Genomic DNA, 17,455 nt, shown 5'->3' with positions numbered 1-17,455 from the left:
AGCAGGCACGGGCAGCGCGGACCGGTGACAGGCTCATGCCGCGCGGCCCCCGTACCGGGAGATCGGCGTTGCGTCATGACCCCGGTGTCAGGGAACCCCAGGGCCACCCGCTCGACCGGCCACCGCCCGGCGGGGCGGTCCGGCGGGGCGGTCCGGACCGGCCGACGCGACGTCGGACACGATCCGTCCGTCCGGCCGTCGCACTCCCCGGCGCTCCCCGGCGCTCCCCGCCCCCCATCGCCTCTCAGAACAGCCCGTCCTGCACACCGCCCGCCGCCGTCCCCAACTCCCGTACCGGGAACCCCCGGCGCGCCCCCTCGTCCCCGGCGGGCACCAGCTCCCACCCCCGCAGGAGGCGGGTGTCGAGTACCACGACCCCGCGTCCGGTCCGCAGATGCAGGTCCGGCCCGGCGACGGCCACCAGCTCACCGGCGAGCGTGCCCCCGGGCACCAGCTCGACGACGTCCGCGCCGGCGGGCTCCGCGCCGCCCAGCCCGAAGACCTCCCAGTGGTCCACCGGGCGGAACGGCTCCGGCGCGAGCGACTCGGGCCAGCCGTCCAGCGCCAGCGCCCGCGCGTGCAGCTCCGCGATCCCGGCCGCCCGCCCGGCGGCGTCGCGCGGCAGGGCCGCCCGTACGGCGCGCTTGCGCGCGTAGGGGACGCGGTCCGGTACGCCGAGCGCGGCGCGCAGCAGTTCCTCGGCACGGCGCGCGGACATCAGCGGGCCGGTGCCGAGCCAGGTGAAGCACACCGCCCCCTGCTCCAGCAGCCGGACCGCGCCCCGCTCCCGCGCGGTGATCCCGGCCTTGACCAGGCCGGGCCCGAACCAGGCCAGGTAGACCCGGTACGGGCGGGGGTCGTCGGCGAGGGTGTCGGCGGCCACGGAGTGCGCCCGGTCGAGCCGGGCGCACTCCTCGCACCGGGCCCCCGTGGCACGCCCCGGCACGGGGACCCGCCCCGGGCACGCGTGCCCCCGGGCCCCGACGCAGACGCGCGCTCCCCCGTCCGGAACCGCGAAGGCCACCCGCTTCCCCCGGGGCAGCGCCGTCACGCGCCCACCCCACCAGGCCAGCACCGGCCCATCGGCCGACCACCGCAGTCCCGAGCACTTCCACACCCGCGCCATCACTCAAGAGCGTACGAGGCACCACTGACAACGGACCGCGCCCGCGCCACGCCCGCCCGTCCGGCACCCCGCCCACCCGCGCCTCCGCGACGCGGCACCCCGGCTGGCCCGCCCCGCGCACCGAGGGCCCGGCCGCCCGACGGCCGCCGCTCCCGCCCGGAGGACCACCGCCCCCGCCCGGAGGACCACCGCCGTCGACCGGGTGCCCACCCCCGTCGACCGGGTGCCCACCCCCGTCGTACCGGCCGCACTCACCCGCGCCCGGGACGTCCACGCCCCGTGTCCCCGTCAACCCGCGGGGAGACGTCCCCCCGCGCGGCCGTACGCCGGGCCGGTCGCTTCGGCGACGGGCCGGGGCACGGCCGCGGAACCCGGGGGCATCCCACGACGGCGGCGGAGGCCGGCGCGCGGTGGTCAGAAGTCGCGCAGCGGGCCGTCCGCGGCAACACCGCCGCCGGTGCCACCGGCGCCCGGATCGAGGAGATAGGCACCCGTCGCGATGCCCCGCAGGACGCTTCCGGCGGTCTCCTCGGCGGTCAGACCGCCGGAGTCCAGGACATGGGCCTCATGGGCGCCCAGGTCGCTGAACTGCTCGTGCAGCGAGCGGACCGGCTCGGGGTCGGTCAACGCGTCCCCGCCCCGGCCCGTCGCCCGTTCCAGGGTGGTGCGCCAATCCGGCCGGAGGACGACGTAACTCAGCGGCAGGGCCCGCTCCCGGGCCCTCGCACGGAACAGGTCGAGGAACCAGGGCCCGACGATGCCGTCGCAGATCACCTGGTAGCCCCCGGCGGCGTACCCGAACGCCGCGGAGACCAGCACCTCCAGGACGACCTCGTTCTGCTGGTGCGCCTCGGGCAGGTGGGGCGCGATCCACCCCCGCTCGATGAAGTGCCAGAAGTCGTCACCGTGCAGGTGGACACCGGGACTCAGGCGATCCGCCAGCAGCCGCGCCACGGTGCTCTTCCCGGCTCCGGGCGGCCCGGTCAGAATGATCACGCGGCCGGGGTGGGGGGACGGCCGGGAGAGGATCGACGGGTTCATGCCCGCCACCGTGCCACGTCCGACCGGCGCACCGCTCCCGTACGAGTCGCCCCGGCGACCGCGGTACGCGGTGTGCCAAGGGGAACACCGGCGCGGCGGGGCGGAGTGGCCGAAGGCGGAAGCGGCGCCCCGTCCGACCGGAACCCCGTCGTGGCTGCACCTGACAGGGGCTCCATCGGCTCCTTCATCGCCTCGACCCGTTCCAAAGGGTTGATCGCGCGGCACGGCGGCCGGACAGTGGCGCTGTACGGAGCGCTGGCCTCCGCGGCGGGCAGCGCCCTCATGATCACGCCGGTGCTGGTGGTCCACGACCGGACGCTGTCACTGTGGATCATCCCCCCGATGTTCCTCACCGGTTGCGGCCTGGGACTCGTCCTGGCCCCGCTCCTGTCCACGGTGCTGGCCGGGATACGTTCGTCGGACGTCGGCGTCGCCTCGGGGCTGCTCTCCACGGGCCAGCAGGCCGGCGGGGCCGTGGGCATCGCGGTCATCGGCATGGCGGTGCTCGGCGCGATCCCCGGCGACGGCTTGCGGGAAGCGACCGCCGGACAGCTCGGCAACGGGTTCTCAGTGGGCCTGGCCGTCATGGTCGCCGTCTTCCTGCTGTCCGCGGCACTGATCGCCAGACTGCCCGGACCCCACCGGAGCACGGCCGACTGACGGGTTGGCCGCACTGGCCACCGGCGTGCCCGCGGACCGTCCGTGCGGGCGCGCCGGACGACTCGGCGATCCGCCGCGCCGTCACCATGCCGACTACTGCGATCCCGGGGCAGGCGGGAGTCCCGGCCCCCGAGCGGCGCGAGGCCGAGCCGGACGGCGGTTTGCCGCCTCCACCGTAACGGGACAATCTACGACAAGTCCTCGGGTGCGATCAGCCGAGATAGGGCCGCTCTCGGTGCTCCAGGAAGTGATGGATCCGAAGCCGCTGCGTGTGGTGCATCGGCAGCTGATCGATCTCCTCCGGCTGGACGAACCGCAGCTCCGTCGACTCGTCCGAGATCGCGAGCCAGCCCCCGACCACGCGGGCGGTGAAGCAGACGTTGAACTGCCTGCGCACCTCACCGTCCGAGTAGGCGATGACGTGGCGAGGGTCGGTGTACGTGCCCACGAGCCCAGTGATCTCTACATCCAGGCCGGTTTCTTCCTTCACCTCGCGGACGGCCGTTCCCGGGAGTGAGTCGGTCATCTCCATGCCGCCACCTGGCAGCGCCCAGAGATCGTTGTCTCGTCGGCGCTGAAGGAGAATGCGCCCGTCATCGTCGGTGACCACCGCGGACGCGGCGACCACCAGGCTGTTCGGCTCTGGTGCCGCCGGGTCGTCGTAGTACTCGGTCCGTGCCATGGTCATCCTTCTCGTACCGGCGTCGCGGTTTCCCACACCGCGTCGAAGCTGCTGGCGTAGGTGTCGAACATGCCGCCCTTCCCGCTGCGCCGGAGGTGCCACACGGGAGCACCGTAGGCGTTCACGCCCCAGACATGGGCATTGACCAGTGCCTGGTCATCCGCGCGATAGATCGAGTTGTAGAGCGTGGTGGCATGGGTTCGAACCTCGATGCCAGGTACCCCGGCAAGCGGGCGGTAGTGCATGAGGGCGAGTCGGCAACGGGACTCGATCCCGTGGCCGAACCTCTCTTCCGCGCCGCGCTGTTGGACATTCGTACTGTCCGGGTCACCGATCGCGATACGGACCGCACACCCGTCGTCCGCTCGCTCTCGCAACAAGTCGTTGAGCCGCGGGTACGCCTCGTGCAGGAAGACGGCGGCGTACACCAGCACGTCGATGTGCTCGCGCGCCTGGGTCAGCATGTCCACGAATGTGGACACGGGGATGTCCGCCCGCTGGTCGTAGAGAGCCACAAGTTCCGGACTGACAGCGCGGGCAGGGCGTGCCTGCCGGAGCGCGGGCCATAGAGCGTGCACGTCTTCTCCTAGCAATTCCGCTGCCAGCATGGCCGTGGCCCGGCGCGGCGTACGCCCCAGATTGACCCATCGTTCAACGGACTTGGGGTCGACTTCGGCCTTGTCCGCAAAGGCGGCGTAAGTCCAGCCGCCAGCCGCCATGGCAGCACGTAACCTCTCGTTCGGCATCCCAATCTCTCCTAACAGCCGGGGACGGCACCAGGGACGTTCTACCCGACGCGGGACGTCCCGAAGTGGGGTTTGTCGGAGGTTCCGACATCCTGATGGGTGGCAGGATCCTCGTCCGCATGGCGAGCAACCAGCAGACCAGACCAGGCATCGGTGAATTGGCGAAGGACACCGCCAGGGGACGTGTCGGCGTCGTCATGGGCAAGGTCGGCGGTCGTGTGCAGATACGGCCGATCCGCGGCGGCATGGAGTGGGATGCCATGCCGGACAACGTCGTGACGCCGAGTGCCCGGGAGGAACTGAGCGCACCTCTGGCCATCCGGAACGCCAACACTCGGGACGGGCTGCGATGCGCGCCATCGGCCGGTATGCGGGAATCCTGTTCATCGTCATGATCAGCGAGTCGTGCGGCCTGGTGATCGGCATGGCTCTCGCCGTCGGCCAGCAGACCGGCCGCCCCGAACGGGTGCCAGTTCCCCGGCCCCCCGTCCCCGTTCGGGGCCGGCCTTCCAAGCCCGCCTTCTGGCCGTCCTTGAGCCGTGGCTCAGCGACCGATGCGGGAGGTAAGTGCCACGCACCGCCACACACAAGGAGTAGTCACATGACGACAACGGCGAACGATCAGAGGACCGGTCGCGCGGTGGCCGGCGAGGAGTTGTCCGAAAGCCTCGCCCACTTCGTACTCGTCCACAACGGGCAGTCGCCCGAGCGTGCCCAGCGGATCGCGGACCAGGCAGTGGCCTTCTTGGTCACCGCCGCCACCGCCACCGTTCCCATGGTCCCTTCGGACGACGTGGACCTCGGGCTGCACGCGCTCATCCTGCACACAAAGGAGTACGCGGCCCTGTGCGAGCGGTACGCGGGTCGCTTCCTGCACCACAACCCGGCGCCGGGCGGCGGGGCCCGTGACCCGGAGAAGGTCGCCTCCTCCGCGCGTGCCATGAAGGCGGCCGGGTTCATGGTCCTCGACGAGCTGTGGACCGTGGACGGCACCAACCTCGCGCAGTGCGACTCGGACTGCGGCCGACCGTACGGCCAGGCGTAGCACACGACGGCAACGACGCGGCCGTCCACGAGTCGTGGCCGGCCGCGTCCGCCGGAACAGGAAGGAGAAGAGACGTTGTCCGGGTCATCCCCTGAACTGCCGATCGTGGTGCTCGACGCCCTCATGCCTACGGCTCAGCGCTTGGTGGTGAACCGCCGGGGCTCCACGGTCTGGGACGTGGAGAGCCACCGGGGTCACTACGCCGTGAAGCTCGGCCATCCGATCGAGGCCACGGCCGACCGGCCCGCCCAGCCCTGGACCGCGCTCGCACCCGCGCGCGAGGGGGCCGTGCTGCATCGCCTGGGCTTGGACGACTTGGCGTACGGCGAGTGGGAGCGCGGAACGTGGAACCTCCAGCCGTGGCACGAGGGGCCGGACCTCTACCGCCTGTCGGAACCCTGCCGCGAGAAGGACTCACCCGTCGAACCTCACACAAGCGTCGCCTTGGGCTGTGTCGAGGCGCTGGCCGAACTACACGCCAAGGGCTGGGCACACGGTGACGTACAGCCCGCCCACTTCATCATCGGGCCGGAGCGGACGCACCTCATCGACCTCGCTCTTGCCCGGGGCGGGCACGTACCCGAGGCGTACGACTTCCCGTTCCGCGGCTGCCTCGTCCACTACGAGGCTCCAGAGATCGCGCGCAGCGTGCTCGCGACCGGAGAGGCCGAACCCACACCGGAAGCCGACATCTACGGACTCGGCGCGTCTCTCCTCATCTCCGCCACTGGGTGGCGAGCCGCGGAGTATCCGGACGACGCTCCGCGCACCGTCCAGAGAGAGGCCGTGGCGAACGGCAAGCGCCGTCCGGTGAAGGCTCCCGGTCCGCTGGGCGAGCTGATCGACGCGATGCTCAGCCATGCCCCGGAGGATCGGCCAACCATCTACGAAGTGGGCAAAGCCCTGAGTTGACTCCCAACAGCCAAAGACCGGACCACCCCTCAGCCTGGACAGCATTCCGGGTGGTCCGGTCGTGGAGTTCCAGTCAGGAACCCGGTGCCGATGGCAGCGGGGTAGTTGGCGTGCTCGAATGCGGGTGCTACGTCAACCCCGCATCCACGTTGCCGAGTTGGAGAGAGGTCCGGACCTGATCCACCGAAAGTCAGCCACGACGGCGGGCTTGTCGAACGAGCACCCGTCACGTGTGCTTCCAGCAACCACATGCCGGTCTCATGAACCAATAGGCACACCACAACATCTAGTGTTCGCGACGGAGCACAACACCAGATTAACGGCACTCACTGACACCTCAGAGGGCTCAAGGAGAACAACGAGCCGGGCAGCCTCACCAACCTCCGCCTCAGCGTCGCCATCGGGCGCAGGCGCCGGCCGCGCAGTGCTTGCGCGTCGGTTCGTGGCCCGCGGCTCGCATCGCCAGACGCCCCCGCCGATCGAGAGCAGGAGCGGTTGCCGTCAGACACTGCCGTCAAGACAAAGGCCAGGGGCCCTATGGATCTCTCCACAGGGCCCCTGGCCTACTGTGCACTCGGCAGGATTCGAACCTGCAACCTTCTGATCCGTAGTCAGATGCTCTATCCGTTAAGCTACGAGTGCTTGCGTTATTCGGTTTTCCTGCCGCTTCCCGGCCCTTTCGGCCCGTTCCGGCGACAGGAAGAACATTACATGACTGCCGCCGTCATGTGAAATCCATTGGCCACACCCCTTGTGACCTGCGAAAACGCCATGTTCGAGGGGAACGGCGAAGCCCCGGCTGGGGGCCGGGGCTTCGGTGGTGCGGAGGCGGAGGGATTTGAACCCTCGATGGGGGGTAAACCCCAAACCGCATTAGCAGTGCGGCGCCATAGACCGGACTAGGCGACGCCTCCTCACACGCACCCCCGCGTGCGAGCGCGAGCGGTGTGTGCAGATGATGTCACAGACGAGCGCCGTGTCACCAATCGGCCCCCACGGTACTAGGCAGGCGGCCCGCAGGGCAAAGCCCTTCGCTCTCGGCACCGCAACGTCCCGGGGGCCGGCGCGTTAGGCAGGGCATGAAGCAGGTCACCCGCATCCTCGGCGCCGCCGCCGCGTCCGCCGCCGGACTCGCCGCGCTGTGCGCCGCGCCCCCGGCCGCCGCCGCGCCCTCGTCCGCCACCGCGCCCCCGGCCGCCGTCGCGCCCCCCGGCGGTCGCTCCGCCGCGCTCACCGCCCCCGCGGCACCCGCCGTCCTCACCGCACCCGCCCGCGTCCCCGCCCGCGCGGGCGACCGGCTCACCGTCACCGTCCGGCACGCCGGTGCCGGGGCCGACGGGACGTACGTGCTGTTCTGCCACCCCGCCCGGGGGACCCACCCGGACCCGGCGGGGGCCTGCGACGCGCTGGACCGGGGCACCCGGTGGGGGCGGGACGCCTTCGCCCCGGTCCCGGAAGGCGCCATGTGCACCATGCAGTACGGCGGACCGGCCACCGCGCGGGTCACCGGCACCTGGGCCGGGCGGCCCGTCGACGCGGTCTTCCGGCGCGGCGACGGCTGCGAGATCGATCGCTGGGACCGGATGGTGCCGCTGCTGCCCCAACCCGGTTCACCCGTACGGCCGTAGGGGGATCCGGTCACACGTTCTGCGTCATCTCCTCGTGCGACCTCCCTCTCATCGCGCACCGTCTCCCGACCCTCAGCGCTTAGACTCCCTCGCGTGACAGGCCGGGGGCCCCTTGGCAAGATGGCCGGGCGGTCGGCCGGCGCGGTAACAGGAGGGAAGCGTCTCGTGAGCAGCAGGCCATCCCGAGGCGCTGCTCGCCTCGCAGCCATACTGGACGCTCTGCCGGACGCGTTGGTCCTGGTCAACGCGAACGGCACCGTCGTCAACGCCAACAGCATCGCGCTGGAGGCGTTCGAGACGCCCGGTACGGCACTCGTCGGGCGCGGGCTGCTGGATCTGCTGCCGCAGTTCGACTCGCGGCTGATCCCCGGGTCGATGCGGCTCCCCGGCCACGCCGACCCCCGGGCGCGGACCAAGCCCACGCGGATGACGGCCCGGCGCACCGACGGCACCGAGTTCCCCGTCGAGGTGGCCAGCGCCAGCCTGGAGAACGCCCAGCAGGCCTACGACGCCCACGGCTACACCGGCGACGAGCTGCTGATGCTCGTCGTGCGGGACCTGACCGGAACCGTCGACACCGAGGCCGAGCTGGCGCGCTCGCAGCGGCAGACGGAGATGATTCTGCGGGCCGCCGCCGAGGGCGTCGTCGGCACCGACACCGACGGGCGGATCGTCCTGGTCAACCCGGCCGCCGCGCAGATCCTCGGCTACCGGGCCAGCGACCTCGGCGGCCGGGAGCTGCACACCCTCGTACTGCACTCCCGCGCCGACGGCTCCCCCTTCCCGTACGACGAGTCGCCGCTCGCCGACACCCTGCGCTCCGGGCGCAAGCACCGGGTGCGCGGGCAGGTGCTGTTCGCCAAGAACGGCGACCAGGTGTCCGTCGACCTGACCACCGCGCCCGTCCGCGACGGCGACCAGCTCGTCGGCGCCGTGATGACCTTCACCGACCGGCGGCCCTACGAGTCGCTGATCGAGGAGCGGGAGAGCGCCGAGGAGGCCCACGCCGAGGACCGGGAGCGGCTCGCGGAGGAACACGCCTCCGAGCTGACCGCCCTGCGGCAGCGGCACGTGCGCGAGCTGGAGGAGCTGGAGGAGCAGCAGGCCGAGCGGCTCGCCGCCGGCGAGGAGCGGTACGCCGCCCTCGGTGAGCGCGAGAAGGACCGCTACGAGGCGCTCGCGGCCCGGCACGAGCAGTTGCTGACGCTGCTGGGGACCTCCCTGCGCGGTCCGCTGGAGGAGCTGCGCCGCGAGCTGGCCGCGCTCGCCTCGGACGACGCCGGGCAGCTCTGGCCCGAGGCCAACCAGGTGCTCCACCATCTGACGGCCGGCTACTCGCGCATCACCACCCTCATCGACAACGTCCTCGGCTACCAGCGGCTCGACACCGGCGCGGAGGGCGTCAGCCGGACCAAGGCGATGCTCGACGCGGTCGTCACCGCCGGGGTCGACGGGGCCGTCGAGCTGATCGGGCCCGGCCGGGTGCAGTTCGCGGTGCACGCGCCGCCCATCGAGGCCGAGGTCGACCCCCGGCTGCTGGCCACCGCCCTGGCGCACCTCGTCGCGGACGTCGCGGGCGTCGACGCGACCGGCAACACGCCGCTGTCCGCGGCCGGCGGCTACCTCGACAACACGGTCGTGGTGGCGGCGGCGCAGCGCGGCGAGGTCGTGCGGATCGAGGTCCGCGGGCCGTACGCGGGCGGGGACCCGGTGCACGAGCCGATCGTGCGCGGGATCGTCCGGGCGCACGGCGGCGTGCTGCAGACGCACGAGGTGCCGGGGATGAGCGGCAGCGCGTACGTGCTGGAGGTGCCCATCGGGGGCGGGGCCGGGGCGGTTCCCGCCGCGGCCGTGGTCCCGAGTGCGGTCCCGGTCCTGGACGCTCCCGCCGGGGACGCGCCGGGCCCGGAGGCGGCTCCCGGGGACGCGGAGGACACCGGGGCCGCCGGTCCCGCCGACGCCCTCGCCGGTCACGAGGCGGACGCCGACGTCGCGGGCACCGCCCCGGACACCGTGCCGACCGCCGGGGGCGGGCGGCGGCGGGCCCGGCGCGGCTCCACCGACGCCTTCCTGGAGAGCGGCGCCGCGCCGCACCCCGGCGACGACGGCGAGGGAACCGACGGGGCCGGCGACACCGCGCCGACCGGACGCCGCAGGCGGCGCGCGGCAGCGGCGCCGGAGCCGGTCGCGCCGGTCCCCGCGCAGACCGCGCAGCCCACGCCGGCCGATCCCAGCGGCGGCACCGGGCGCAGGCGCGGCCGTCCCGCCGAGATCCCGGGCGCCGGGGAGGGCACCGCGCCGCGGGGCGCGCCCACCGGGGTGTCCGAGGGCGCCGTCGTCACGGCCGCCGAGCACGCCGCGGGGGCCGCGGCCGCCCGCACCGGCCTGGGCGCGGCCGTACCGCCGCACGGGGTGCCGGTGGCACCGCAGGGCGTCCCGGTGGCGCCGCAGGGGCTGCCCGCCGCGTCGGCGCAGCCGAGCCTTCCCCCCGCGTCACCGCAGGGCGTGTCACCGCAGGGCGCGTCCGTGCCCGGCGGGCGGCGTGCCCGGCGGGCCGACGGGGAGCAGCACGCCCTGCCCCCGGCGCTGCCCGCGCAGCCCACCGGTGAGGTCGTTCCGGACGGGTCCGGGCAGCCCACCGGGCGGCGGCGCCGCGCGCTGGCCTCCGCGAACGAGCGGGCGGCGGCGCAGGAGGCGGCGCCGCGCCAGGTGTTCGCGCTGCCGCCCGCCGAGGCGGACCGTCCGGCCGACCCGGCCGGGGCCGGGGCACCGGACGCCGGAGCGGTGGCGGCCGACGCGACCGCCGGGGCTCCCGGAGCCGCCGGTGTTGCCGGTGTTGCCGGTGTTGCCGGTGTTGCCGGTGTTGCCGGTGTTGCCGGTGTTGCCGGTGTTGCCGGTGGCCCCGCGGTTCACGGTGGCACCGGGGTTCCCACGGCCGCCGGGGCCGTGCCACCCGGGGGCCTGCCCACCGGGCGGGTCCGGCTGCCCGAGCAGCCCGCGCCGGGCGCGGCCCGTCCCGCGGGGGCCCACCCGGGCACCGCCGTGCCCCACCCCGCCGCCGGGGGCCAGGACGACGGACGGCACGACGCCGCCCCGCACGACCAGGCCGAGGACCACACCCCGCCGCAGCCGCACCCCACCGAGACGCCGACCGGACGGCGCCGCCGGGCCGTTCCCGCGCAGCCGGACGGTCAGGACGCCCCCGCCGGGGCCGCCGGGCCGCTGCCGGGCGCTCCGCTGCCGATGCCGGGGACGCCCGTACCTCCCGGGGACCCCGGGACTCCCGTGCCGCCGGGGGCTTCCGTACTGCCGGGGGCGCCCGGTGCGCCCGTGGCCGCGCAGGGCACCACCGCGCACGCCGCGGCGCAGCCGCCGCACGGGGGCGTGGCCGCGACGCCCGCGGCACCCCCCGCACCCCACGCGACCTCCGCGACCGGCGGCCCCGCCGCATCCGCCGCCCCCGGGGCCACCCCGCCCCCCGGGCACGCCGTTCCCACCGCGCTCCCCGAGGGCACCCTCCCGCCCGGGAGCACCCCGCCGCCCGCGCAGCTCCCGCCCGAGCACGGCCACGCCGAGGATCGTGCGACCTCCGGCGGCCAGGGCCTCCCGGCGCCGCAGCCGTGGCCCGGCGCCGGTGACACGGCCCCGGGCGCGGCCGTCCCCGCACCGCCCGCCGCCCCGGCCTCCGGCATGCCCCTCCCCACCCCGAGCCAGGGCACCCCGCTGCCGCCCGAGGCGCCGCGCGCGGCGCAGCCGCTGCCCGCCGAGACCGGGGCGACGGTGGACCCCGACTCGACACAGGGCCGGGCGTTCAGCGTGCGGACCCTGGGCCAGGGCGTGCCGTTCTCCCGGCAGGCCGCGCAGGTCCAGCAGCAGACGGCCCCGGCGCCGCGTCCGGCGGTCGTCCCCGCCCCCGCCCCGCAGCAGCCGAACAACGGCTCGGGCCGGCGCCGCAAGCTCGGCACCCCGCCCGATCCGGCCGCCGGACGCCCGGAGCCGGGCGCCCGCCCGCACCCGTCGGCCGAGCAGCCGCCGGTCGGCGCGCCCCCGGGAGCCCAGCCGCAGCCCCAGGCCCCGGAGCCGGGCGACGGCCAGGCCAGGCCCGTACCGGGCACCGAGGGCGTGGGCCGGTCGTACGCGATAGGCGCGCCCGACCGGAACGCGGCCGAGGGTCCCGAGCCGCTCGACGGTCCCGGCGGGGCCGTGGAGGTGGCGGACCCGCCGCGTCCGCAGCCGATGGACGACGAACTGCCGCCCGAGCCGCTGGACAACCCGCGCCGGCTGCTGGTGTGGCCCGCGCCGGACGTCTCCACGCAGCAGGCGCTCAGCGACCGCGGCTACCGGCCCGTCATCGTGCACTCGCGCGAGGAGGTGGACGCGCAGATCGCGGCGTTCCCGGCGGCGCTGTTCGTGGACCCGCTGACCGGGCCGATCACCCGTACCGCGCTGCAGTCGCTGCGCCAGGCGGCGGTCGCCGCCGAGGTGCCCGTCCTGGTCACGGCCGGGCTCGGGCAGGCGTCGCGCGACGCGGCGTACGGCGCCGACCCCGCCGTCCTGCTCAAGGCGCTGGCGCCGCGCGACAGCGAGCAGCACCCGCCCCGGGTCCTGCTGATCGAGGAGCACACGGAGATCGCTCTGGCGCTGACCGCGACGCTGGAGCGGCGCGGGATGCAGGTGGCACGGGCGGCCAGCGACGCCGACGCGGTGACGCTGGCCGGGCAGTTCCGGCCGAACCTCGTCGTCATGGATCTGATGCGGGTGCACCGGCGGCAGGCCGGGATCGTGGACTGGCTGCGCGCGAACGGACGGCTCAACCGCACCCCGCTGGTCGTCTACACCGCCGCCGTCGACCCGGCGGACCTGCCGCGGCTGGCGTCGGGCGAGACCGTGCTGTTCCTGGCGGAGCGCTCCACCAGCGGCGAGGTGCAGTCCCGGATCGTGGAACTCCTGTCGCGGATCGGCACGAACTAGGGCGGGGCGCCTTCCGGCGGGGATGCGGTGCGGATCCGGCGGGAACGCGAGGCCGGCTCCGGCGCTGCGAGGGTGCCCGTCCGGCGGGGTGCCCGCCCCAGGGGATTCCGGGTCCGGGAGGGTCTCGGTTCCGGGGCGCCGGGGAGCGTGGTCCGGTGGAGCGCCCTGGCGGTGTGCGTGCACGCGTGCGCGTCGGCGTGCCCGGGGCGTACGGCTCCGGCGGTGGACGGGTCGGTCGTACGCGGGGCCCGTACGGGGTGCGCGCGGGGGCGTGCACGGCGGGCGCGCGAGGCGTGCGGTGGACCTACGGCGTCGGTGGACGTACGGGCGCGGTGGACGTACGGGCGGGTCAGATGCCCGCGGGGCGCACCCGGGCCGTACCGGGGCGGGGATGGGCGGCACCTGACGAGGCTGCGAGCCGGGCTGCGCGGGCTCGCCCGCGGGCACCGGGGCAGGGCGTACCTCCGTGCGGTGACCGCTCAGGGGGCGGCGGCGGCGCGTGTCCTCCGGGCGGGGAGGGCGGGACGGTTCACCGCCGTCGCCTCCTCGGGGCCGGTGCCCGGCGCCGGTCCCGTCGCCGGACCAGGAACGCGGCCAGGAGCGCTCCGACTATCAGCGGTCCGGCCACCCAGCGGGCCAGGTCCGGCACACGGCCCGGTTCGCCGCCCGCCATCATGACCGCCGTCTCGGCGGTGAGGGAGATCCCCAGCACCAGATAGCCGAGTCCCCAGGCACGGACCACCCAGACCGGGCCCCGGATCACCTCCGGCAGCGCGTGCGGCCGGCGCAGGGCCGAGACGCCCAGCACGCCGCACCCCACCCCCACGACCAGGGTGAACACGTCCAAGGCCGTACCGAATGCCCCTGCCACCGCCCGAGCCCCCTCTGTCCCCGCTCCCCGGCGGCCCACCATGCCATGCGGTGCGACGCCGGCCGGGGCGGGGTGGGCGGCGCCGCCCCTCCGGGCCGCCGGGAGCGGAGACCGGCGCGGGGCGGGGCGGGCGCCACGGCCGGGTCCACGCCGGGGGCGGGTGCCCGGGCCGGGCCGGGGAGCGAGCGGGCGCCCCGAGCCGGGGCGGAGCCGGAGGGGAGTGGGCGCCTGGGCGGGGCGACGGGCGAGCGGGGCACGACGGCCCGGGGCGGGGCGGGGTCAGCGCAGCTCAGAGCCGGATCAGAGCCGGGTCACGTCCAGCTCCCCGTCCGCGTACCGCTTGCGCAGCACCTTCTTGTCGAACTTGCCGACGCTGGTCTTCGGGACCGCCTCGATGATCGTCCAGCGCTCCGGGAGCTGCCACTTGGCGATGCCGCACCGCTCCTGGAGGAAGGCGCTCAGGGAGGCGAAGCCGGCCGCGGCGCCCTCCTTGAGGACGACGGTGGCCAGCGGGCGCTCGCCCCACCTGTCGTCGGGGACGGCGACGACCGCGGCCTCGGCGACGTCCGGGTGGGACATCAGGGCGTTCTCCAGCTCCACGGAGGAGATCCACTCGCCGCCGGACTTGATGACGTCCTTGGCGCGGTCGGTGAGGGTGAGGAAGCCGTCGGGGGTGATGGTGCCGACGTCGCCGGTCTTCAGCCAGCCGTCCTCGCTGAACTTGTCGTCGGGGCGCAGCGGCGGGGCGTCGGGACCGTTGTAGTAGGAGCCGGCGATCCAGTTGCCGCGGACCTCCAGCTCGCCGGTGGACTCGCCGTCCCAGGGCAGGCGTTCGCCGCCGGGGCCGGTGAGGCGGGCCTCGACACCGGCCGGGAAGCGGCCCTGGGTGACGCGGTAGCCGAACTCCTCGTCGGTGCCCAGGGAGTGGGCGGGCGCGTGGGAGATGGTGCCGAGCGGGGAGGTCTCGGTCATGCCCCAGGCGTGGCAGACCGGGGCGCCCAGCTTGTCGAAGGCCTCCATCAGCGACGGCGGGCAGGCCGAGCCGCCGATGATCACCCGGTTCAGGGAGGAGATGTCCCGGGGGCGGGCGGTGAGTTCGGCGAGCAGGCCCTGCCAGATGGTGGGGACCGCGGCGGCGTGCGTGGGCCGCACGCTCTCGATCATCTCGGCCAGCGGCGCCGGCTGGAGGAAGCGGTCGGGCATCAGCATGTTGACGCCGGACATGAAGGTGGCGTGCGGCAGCCCCCACGCGTTGACGTGGAACTGGGGGACCACGACGAGGGAGGTGTCCCGGTCGGTGAGGCCCATCGCCTCAGCCATGACGATCTGCATGGAGTGCAGGTAGACGGAGCGGTGGCTGTAGACCACACCCTTGGGGTCGCCGGTGGTGCCGGAGGTGTAGCACATGGCGGCCGCGGCGCGCTCGTCCAGCTCGGGCCAGTCGTAGCTGGTCGGGCGGCCGGCGATCAGCTCCTCGTACTCGTGCACCCGGACTGCGGCGCCGTCGAGGAGGGAGCGGTCGCCCGGTCCCGCGACGACGACGTGCTCGACGGTGCCGAGGCGCGGCAGCAGGGGCGCGAGCAGGGGGAGCAGAGAGCCGTTGACGATGACGACGCGGTCGGCGGCGTGGTTGACGATCCAGACGAGCTGCTCGGGCGGGAGGCGCAGGTTGAGCGTGTGCAGCACGGCGCCCATCGAGGGGGCGGCGAAGTACGCCTCGACGTGTTCGGCGTTGTTCCAGGCCAGGGTTGCCACACGGTCGTCGCCGCGGACTCCGAGGGTGTCGCGCAGGGCGTGCGCCAGTTGCGCGGCGCGGGCGCCGATCTCGGCGAAGGAGCGGCGGTGCGGTTCCCCCTCGCCGGTCCAGGTGATCACCTGGGAGGTGCCGTGCACCGTGGACCCGTGGGTCAGGATTCTCGATATCAGCAGCGGTACGTCCTGCATCGTGCTCAGCACGGTGTCCTCCCGGGGCGACAATGCCTACGCGGCGGTAAGGGGTGCGCTGATTCTGCGCACATACCGGGCGGTATGTCACTAGGGGAAGAGAACGATCTTCTGGAGGAACCCCTCGGAGACCCTCCAGATATCGCCATTCTACGGATGATTACCGGACGAATCCCAGCTCGACGTCCTCGCGGAGCTTGCCGAGCGCCCGGGACACCGCCGACTTCACCGTGCCGACCGAGACGCCGAGCACCTCGGCGGTCCTGGCCTCGCTGAGATCCTCGTAGTACCGCAGCACCACCATGGCCCGCTGCCGCGTCGGCAGCTTCATCACCGCCCGCCACATCGCGTCCCGCAGGGCCTGCCGCTCCGCCGGGTCGTCCCCGGCGGCCGGGGTCTCGGGCTCCGGCAGTTCCTCGCACGCGAACTCGTCGACCTTGCGCTTGCGCCACTGCGAGGTGCGGGTGTTCAGCAGGGCCCGGCGCACATAGCCGTCGAGCGCCCGGTGGTCCTCGATCCGCTCCCAGGCGACGTAGGTCTTGGTGAGCGCGGTCTGCAGCAGGTCCTCCGCGTCGCTCGGATTCGCGGTCAGCGACCGGGCGGCACGCAGCAGCACCGGCTGACGGGCCCGGACGTACGAGGAGAACGAGGGGTAGGCGACGGTCTGCGTCACGGCCGGAGCGGCCTTCGGGGCGCTGGTGCAGACGGGTGGAGTCATGCCTCAACGCTAAGAGCGGGGGTACGGGAGCGGATCGGCCGCAGGTCCCGAAGCGGAGTCCGCCTCAGGTTGTAGGGGTGGGGTCACCCCCACCTCCTGTAGGTGGACGAGAGGGGGCGGAACTCCCGGACGACCCGGGTGCGGACACCCAGGGTTCCGGGTTCTCGGGGACGGGTGGGGGCGATGCGGAGGGTGGGGTACGGGAGGCGGAGGCGCGGGCGGGGCGAGTTCGGGCGCCGGAAGCGCGGGGCGGGCGGTACGGGCGCCGGACCAGGCGGCACGGGCACCGGAAGCGCGGGACCAGGCGGCGCGGGCACCGGAAGCGCGGGCCCGGAAGGCGCGGGCGGTGGCGGAGTGGCCGCGGCCGCCGGGCACGGCCGGGAGGGCGGGCGCGAACCCGCCACCCCGGACACGGCTCGGGCACGGCCCGGCGACGGCGCCGGAGCACCTCCGCCGGGCCGCCCGGTGACGACCCCGGGAAGCACGTGTCCGCCGGGCCGGCGGACCGGCCCTCAGCTCACCACAGCGGGGGGAAGCCGACGGACACGTTCTCGTTGCCCTGGTTGACGGACGTGAGCGCGGAGCCGTCGACCTGCGCGGTGTTGCTCTGGTTCGAGGCTCCCGAGCCGACGGCCTGCTGCTGCGTGGTCGACGCGTTGCCGTTGTTGTCCCCCGCGACGCCGCTGCCGAGGGCCCCCGCTTCGGCCTCGGTCGCCGTCGCGCTCGATCCGCCGCCCGCCGCGGCTCCGTCGTCCGCCGCCGCGACGCCGCCGAAGAGGGCGGCCGCGAGCGGCAGCGCGGCGACCGCGGCGATGACCCGGGCGGTACGGATGCTTGCCATGTGGTTCCTCCAGAAAGATGCGCCCCGGCGGACCGCCGACCGCGCGAACCGTCCATGTACGTGGGTGGACCGGCCGAACCGGCCGGTGTGCCGGGACGGTTGGCCGACCGCCCCGACGCGGTGCACGACATCGCGTGATCAGAGTTGCCCAGCGGCCGTCGGACCAACCATCCCGGACGGCATCATTCGCCCTCAAGCGTGAGCACTTGTCGATAAACCCCTTTCACCACCCATTTCCCCCGGTCAGGGGCGGACGAGACAGGGGGAACC

Annotated in this window: 14 protein-coding genes and 2 tRNA genes; 6 read left to right on the top strand and 10 right to left on the bottom strand. The window is 74.4% G+C overall.

Translation table 11 applies throughout. The features are described from left to right. Positions 1-244: 244 nt before the first annotated feature. Both ACZ7LB_RS05875 and ACZ7LB_RS05870 read right to left on the bottom strand, forming a co-directional pair. Positions 245-1,126, bottom strand: coding sequence for a DUF2797 domain-containing protein (locus ACZ7LB_RS05875; RefSeq protein ID WP_471465557.1), 882 nt, complete (start codon positions 1,124-1,126; stop codon positions 245-247). A gap of 414 nt (positions 1,127-1,540) precedes the next feature. Further along, positions 1,541-2,167: an AAA family ATPase gene (locus ACZ7LB_RS05870; RefSeq protein ID WP_471465556.1), complete on the bottom strand. Its 627-nt coding sequence runs from the start codon at positions 2,165-2,167 to the stop codon at positions 1,541-1,543. Positions 2,168-2,317: 150 nt separating this feature from the next. Here ACZ7LB_RS05870 and ACZ7LB_RS05865 point away from each other — a divergent pair, with 150 nt between their 5' ends. Next, positions 2,318-2,827, top strand: coding sequence for an MFS transporter (locus tag ACZ7LB_RS05865; protein WP_471465555.1), 510 nt, complete (start codon positions 2,318-2,320; stop codon positions 2,825-2,827). 211 nt (positions 2,828-3,038) lie between these two features. On the opposite strand, the gene ACZ7LB_RS05860 is transcribed toward ACZ7LB_RS05865, so the two are convergent. Together ACZ7LB_RS05860 and ACZ7LB_RS05855 are read right to left on the bottom strand one after the other, a co-directional pair. Further along, on the bottom strand, positions 3,039-3,509 hold the full coding sequence (locus tag ACZ7LB_RS05860; RefSeq protein ID WP_471465554.1) for an NUDIX domain-containing protein: 471 nt from the start codon (positions 3,507-3,509) through the stop codon (positions 3,039-3,041). A 2-nt stretch (positions 3,510-3,511) separates the two neighbouring features. Next, positions 3,512-4,255: an XRE family transcriptional regulator gene (locus tag ACZ7LB_RS05855; RefSeq protein WP_471465553.1), complete on the bottom strand. Its 744-nt coding sequence runs from the start codon at positions 4,253-4,255 to the stop codon at positions 3,512-3,514. A gap of 119 nt (positions 4,256-4,374) precedes the next feature. Between ACZ7LB_RS05855 and ACZ7LB_RS05850 the strand changes: the two genes are divergently transcribed. From ACZ7LB_RS05850 to ACZ7LB_RS05840, 3 genes are all read left to right on the top strand, one after another. After that, a complete protein-coding gene (locus ACZ7LB_RS05850; protein ID WP_471465552.1) occupies positions 4,375-4,650 on the top strand; it encodes a hypothetical protein in 276 nt (91 codons plus the stop codon). A gap of 206 nt (positions 4,651-4,856) precedes the next feature. Then, positions 4,857-5,300 (top strand): glycine-rich domain-containing protein, encoded by a 444-nt coding sequence (locus tag ACZ7LB_RS05845; protein ID WP_471465551.1) that lies wholly within the window; start codon positions 4,857-4,859, stop codon positions 5,298-5,300. Between the two features lie 75 nt (positions 5,301-5,375). Beyond that, positions 5,376-6,212: a protein kinase family protein gene (locus ACZ7LB_RS05840; RefSeq protein ID WP_471465550.1), complete on the top strand. Its 837-nt coding sequence runs from the start codon at positions 5,376-5,378 to the stop codon at positions 6,210-6,212. A 569-nt stretch (positions 6,213-6,781) separates the two neighbouring features. Here the strand turns inward: ACZ7LB_RS05840 and ACZ7LB_RS05835 are convergent. Together ACZ7LB_RS05835 and ACZ7LB_RS05830 are read right to left on the bottom strand one after the other, a co-directional pair. Beyond that, positions 6,782-6,854, bottom strand: a tRNA-Arg gene (locus tag ACZ7LB_RS05835). Positions 6,855-7,035: 181 nt separating this feature from the next. Continuing rightward, positions 7,036-7,126, bottom strand: a tRNA-Ser gene (locus tag ACZ7LB_RS05830). Positions 7,127-7,291: 165 nt separating this feature from the next. On the opposite strand from ACZ7LB_RS05830, the gene ACZ7LB_RS05825 reads away from it, so the two are divergent. After that, positions 7,292-7,840, top strand: coding sequence for an SSI family serine proteinase inhibitor (locus ACZ7LB_RS05825; protein ID WP_471465549.1), 549 nt, complete (start codon positions 7,292-7,294; stop codon positions 7,838-7,840). Between the two features lie 165 nt (positions 7,841-8,005). Next, positions 8,006-12,811 (top strand): PAS domain-containing protein, encoded by a 4,806-nt coding sequence (locus ACZ7LB_RS05820; protein WP_471465548.1) that lies wholly within the window; start codon positions 8,006-8,008, stop codon positions 12,809-12,811. Between the two features lie 529 nt (positions 12,812-13,340). Here the strand turns inward: ACZ7LB_RS05820 and ACZ7LB_RS05815 are convergent. The 4 genes from ACZ7LB_RS05815 to ACZ7LB_RS05800 form a co-directional block, all read right to left on the bottom strand. Further along, a complete protein-coding gene (locus ACZ7LB_RS05815; protein ID WP_471465619.1) occupies positions 13,341-13,652 on the bottom strand; it encodes a hypothetical protein in 312 nt (103 codons plus the stop codon). A 330-nt stretch (positions 13,653-13,982) separates the two neighbouring features. Further along, entirely contained in the window at positions 13,983-15,659 is a 1,677-nt protein-coding gene (locus ACZ7LB_RS05810) for a long-chain fatty acid--CoA ligase (RefSeq protein ID WP_471465547.1), read from the bottom strand. A 127-nt stretch (positions 15,660-15,786) separates the two neighbouring features. Continuing rightward, the gene (locus tag ACZ7LB_RS05805) at positions 15,787-16,344 is read right to left on the bottom strand and encodes a SigE family RNA polymerase sigma factor (protein WP_471465546.1); all 558 of its coding nucleotides are present in this window, start codon (positions 16,342-16,344) and stop codon (positions 15,787-15,789) included. 517 nt (positions 16,345-16,861) lie between these two features. After that, positions 16,862-17,185: a hypothetical protein gene (locus tag ACZ7LB_RS05800; protein WP_471465545.1), complete on the bottom strand. Its 324-nt coding sequence runs from the start codon at positions 17,183-17,185 to the stop codon at positions 16,862-16,864. Positions 17,186-17,455 lie beyond the last annotated feature (270 nt).

The organism is Streptomyces sp. NPDC107521, from assembly GCF_055598485.1.
Note: the sequence above shows the minus strand (reverse complement) of the source record. Positions and strands in the feature narration are given on the sequence as shown.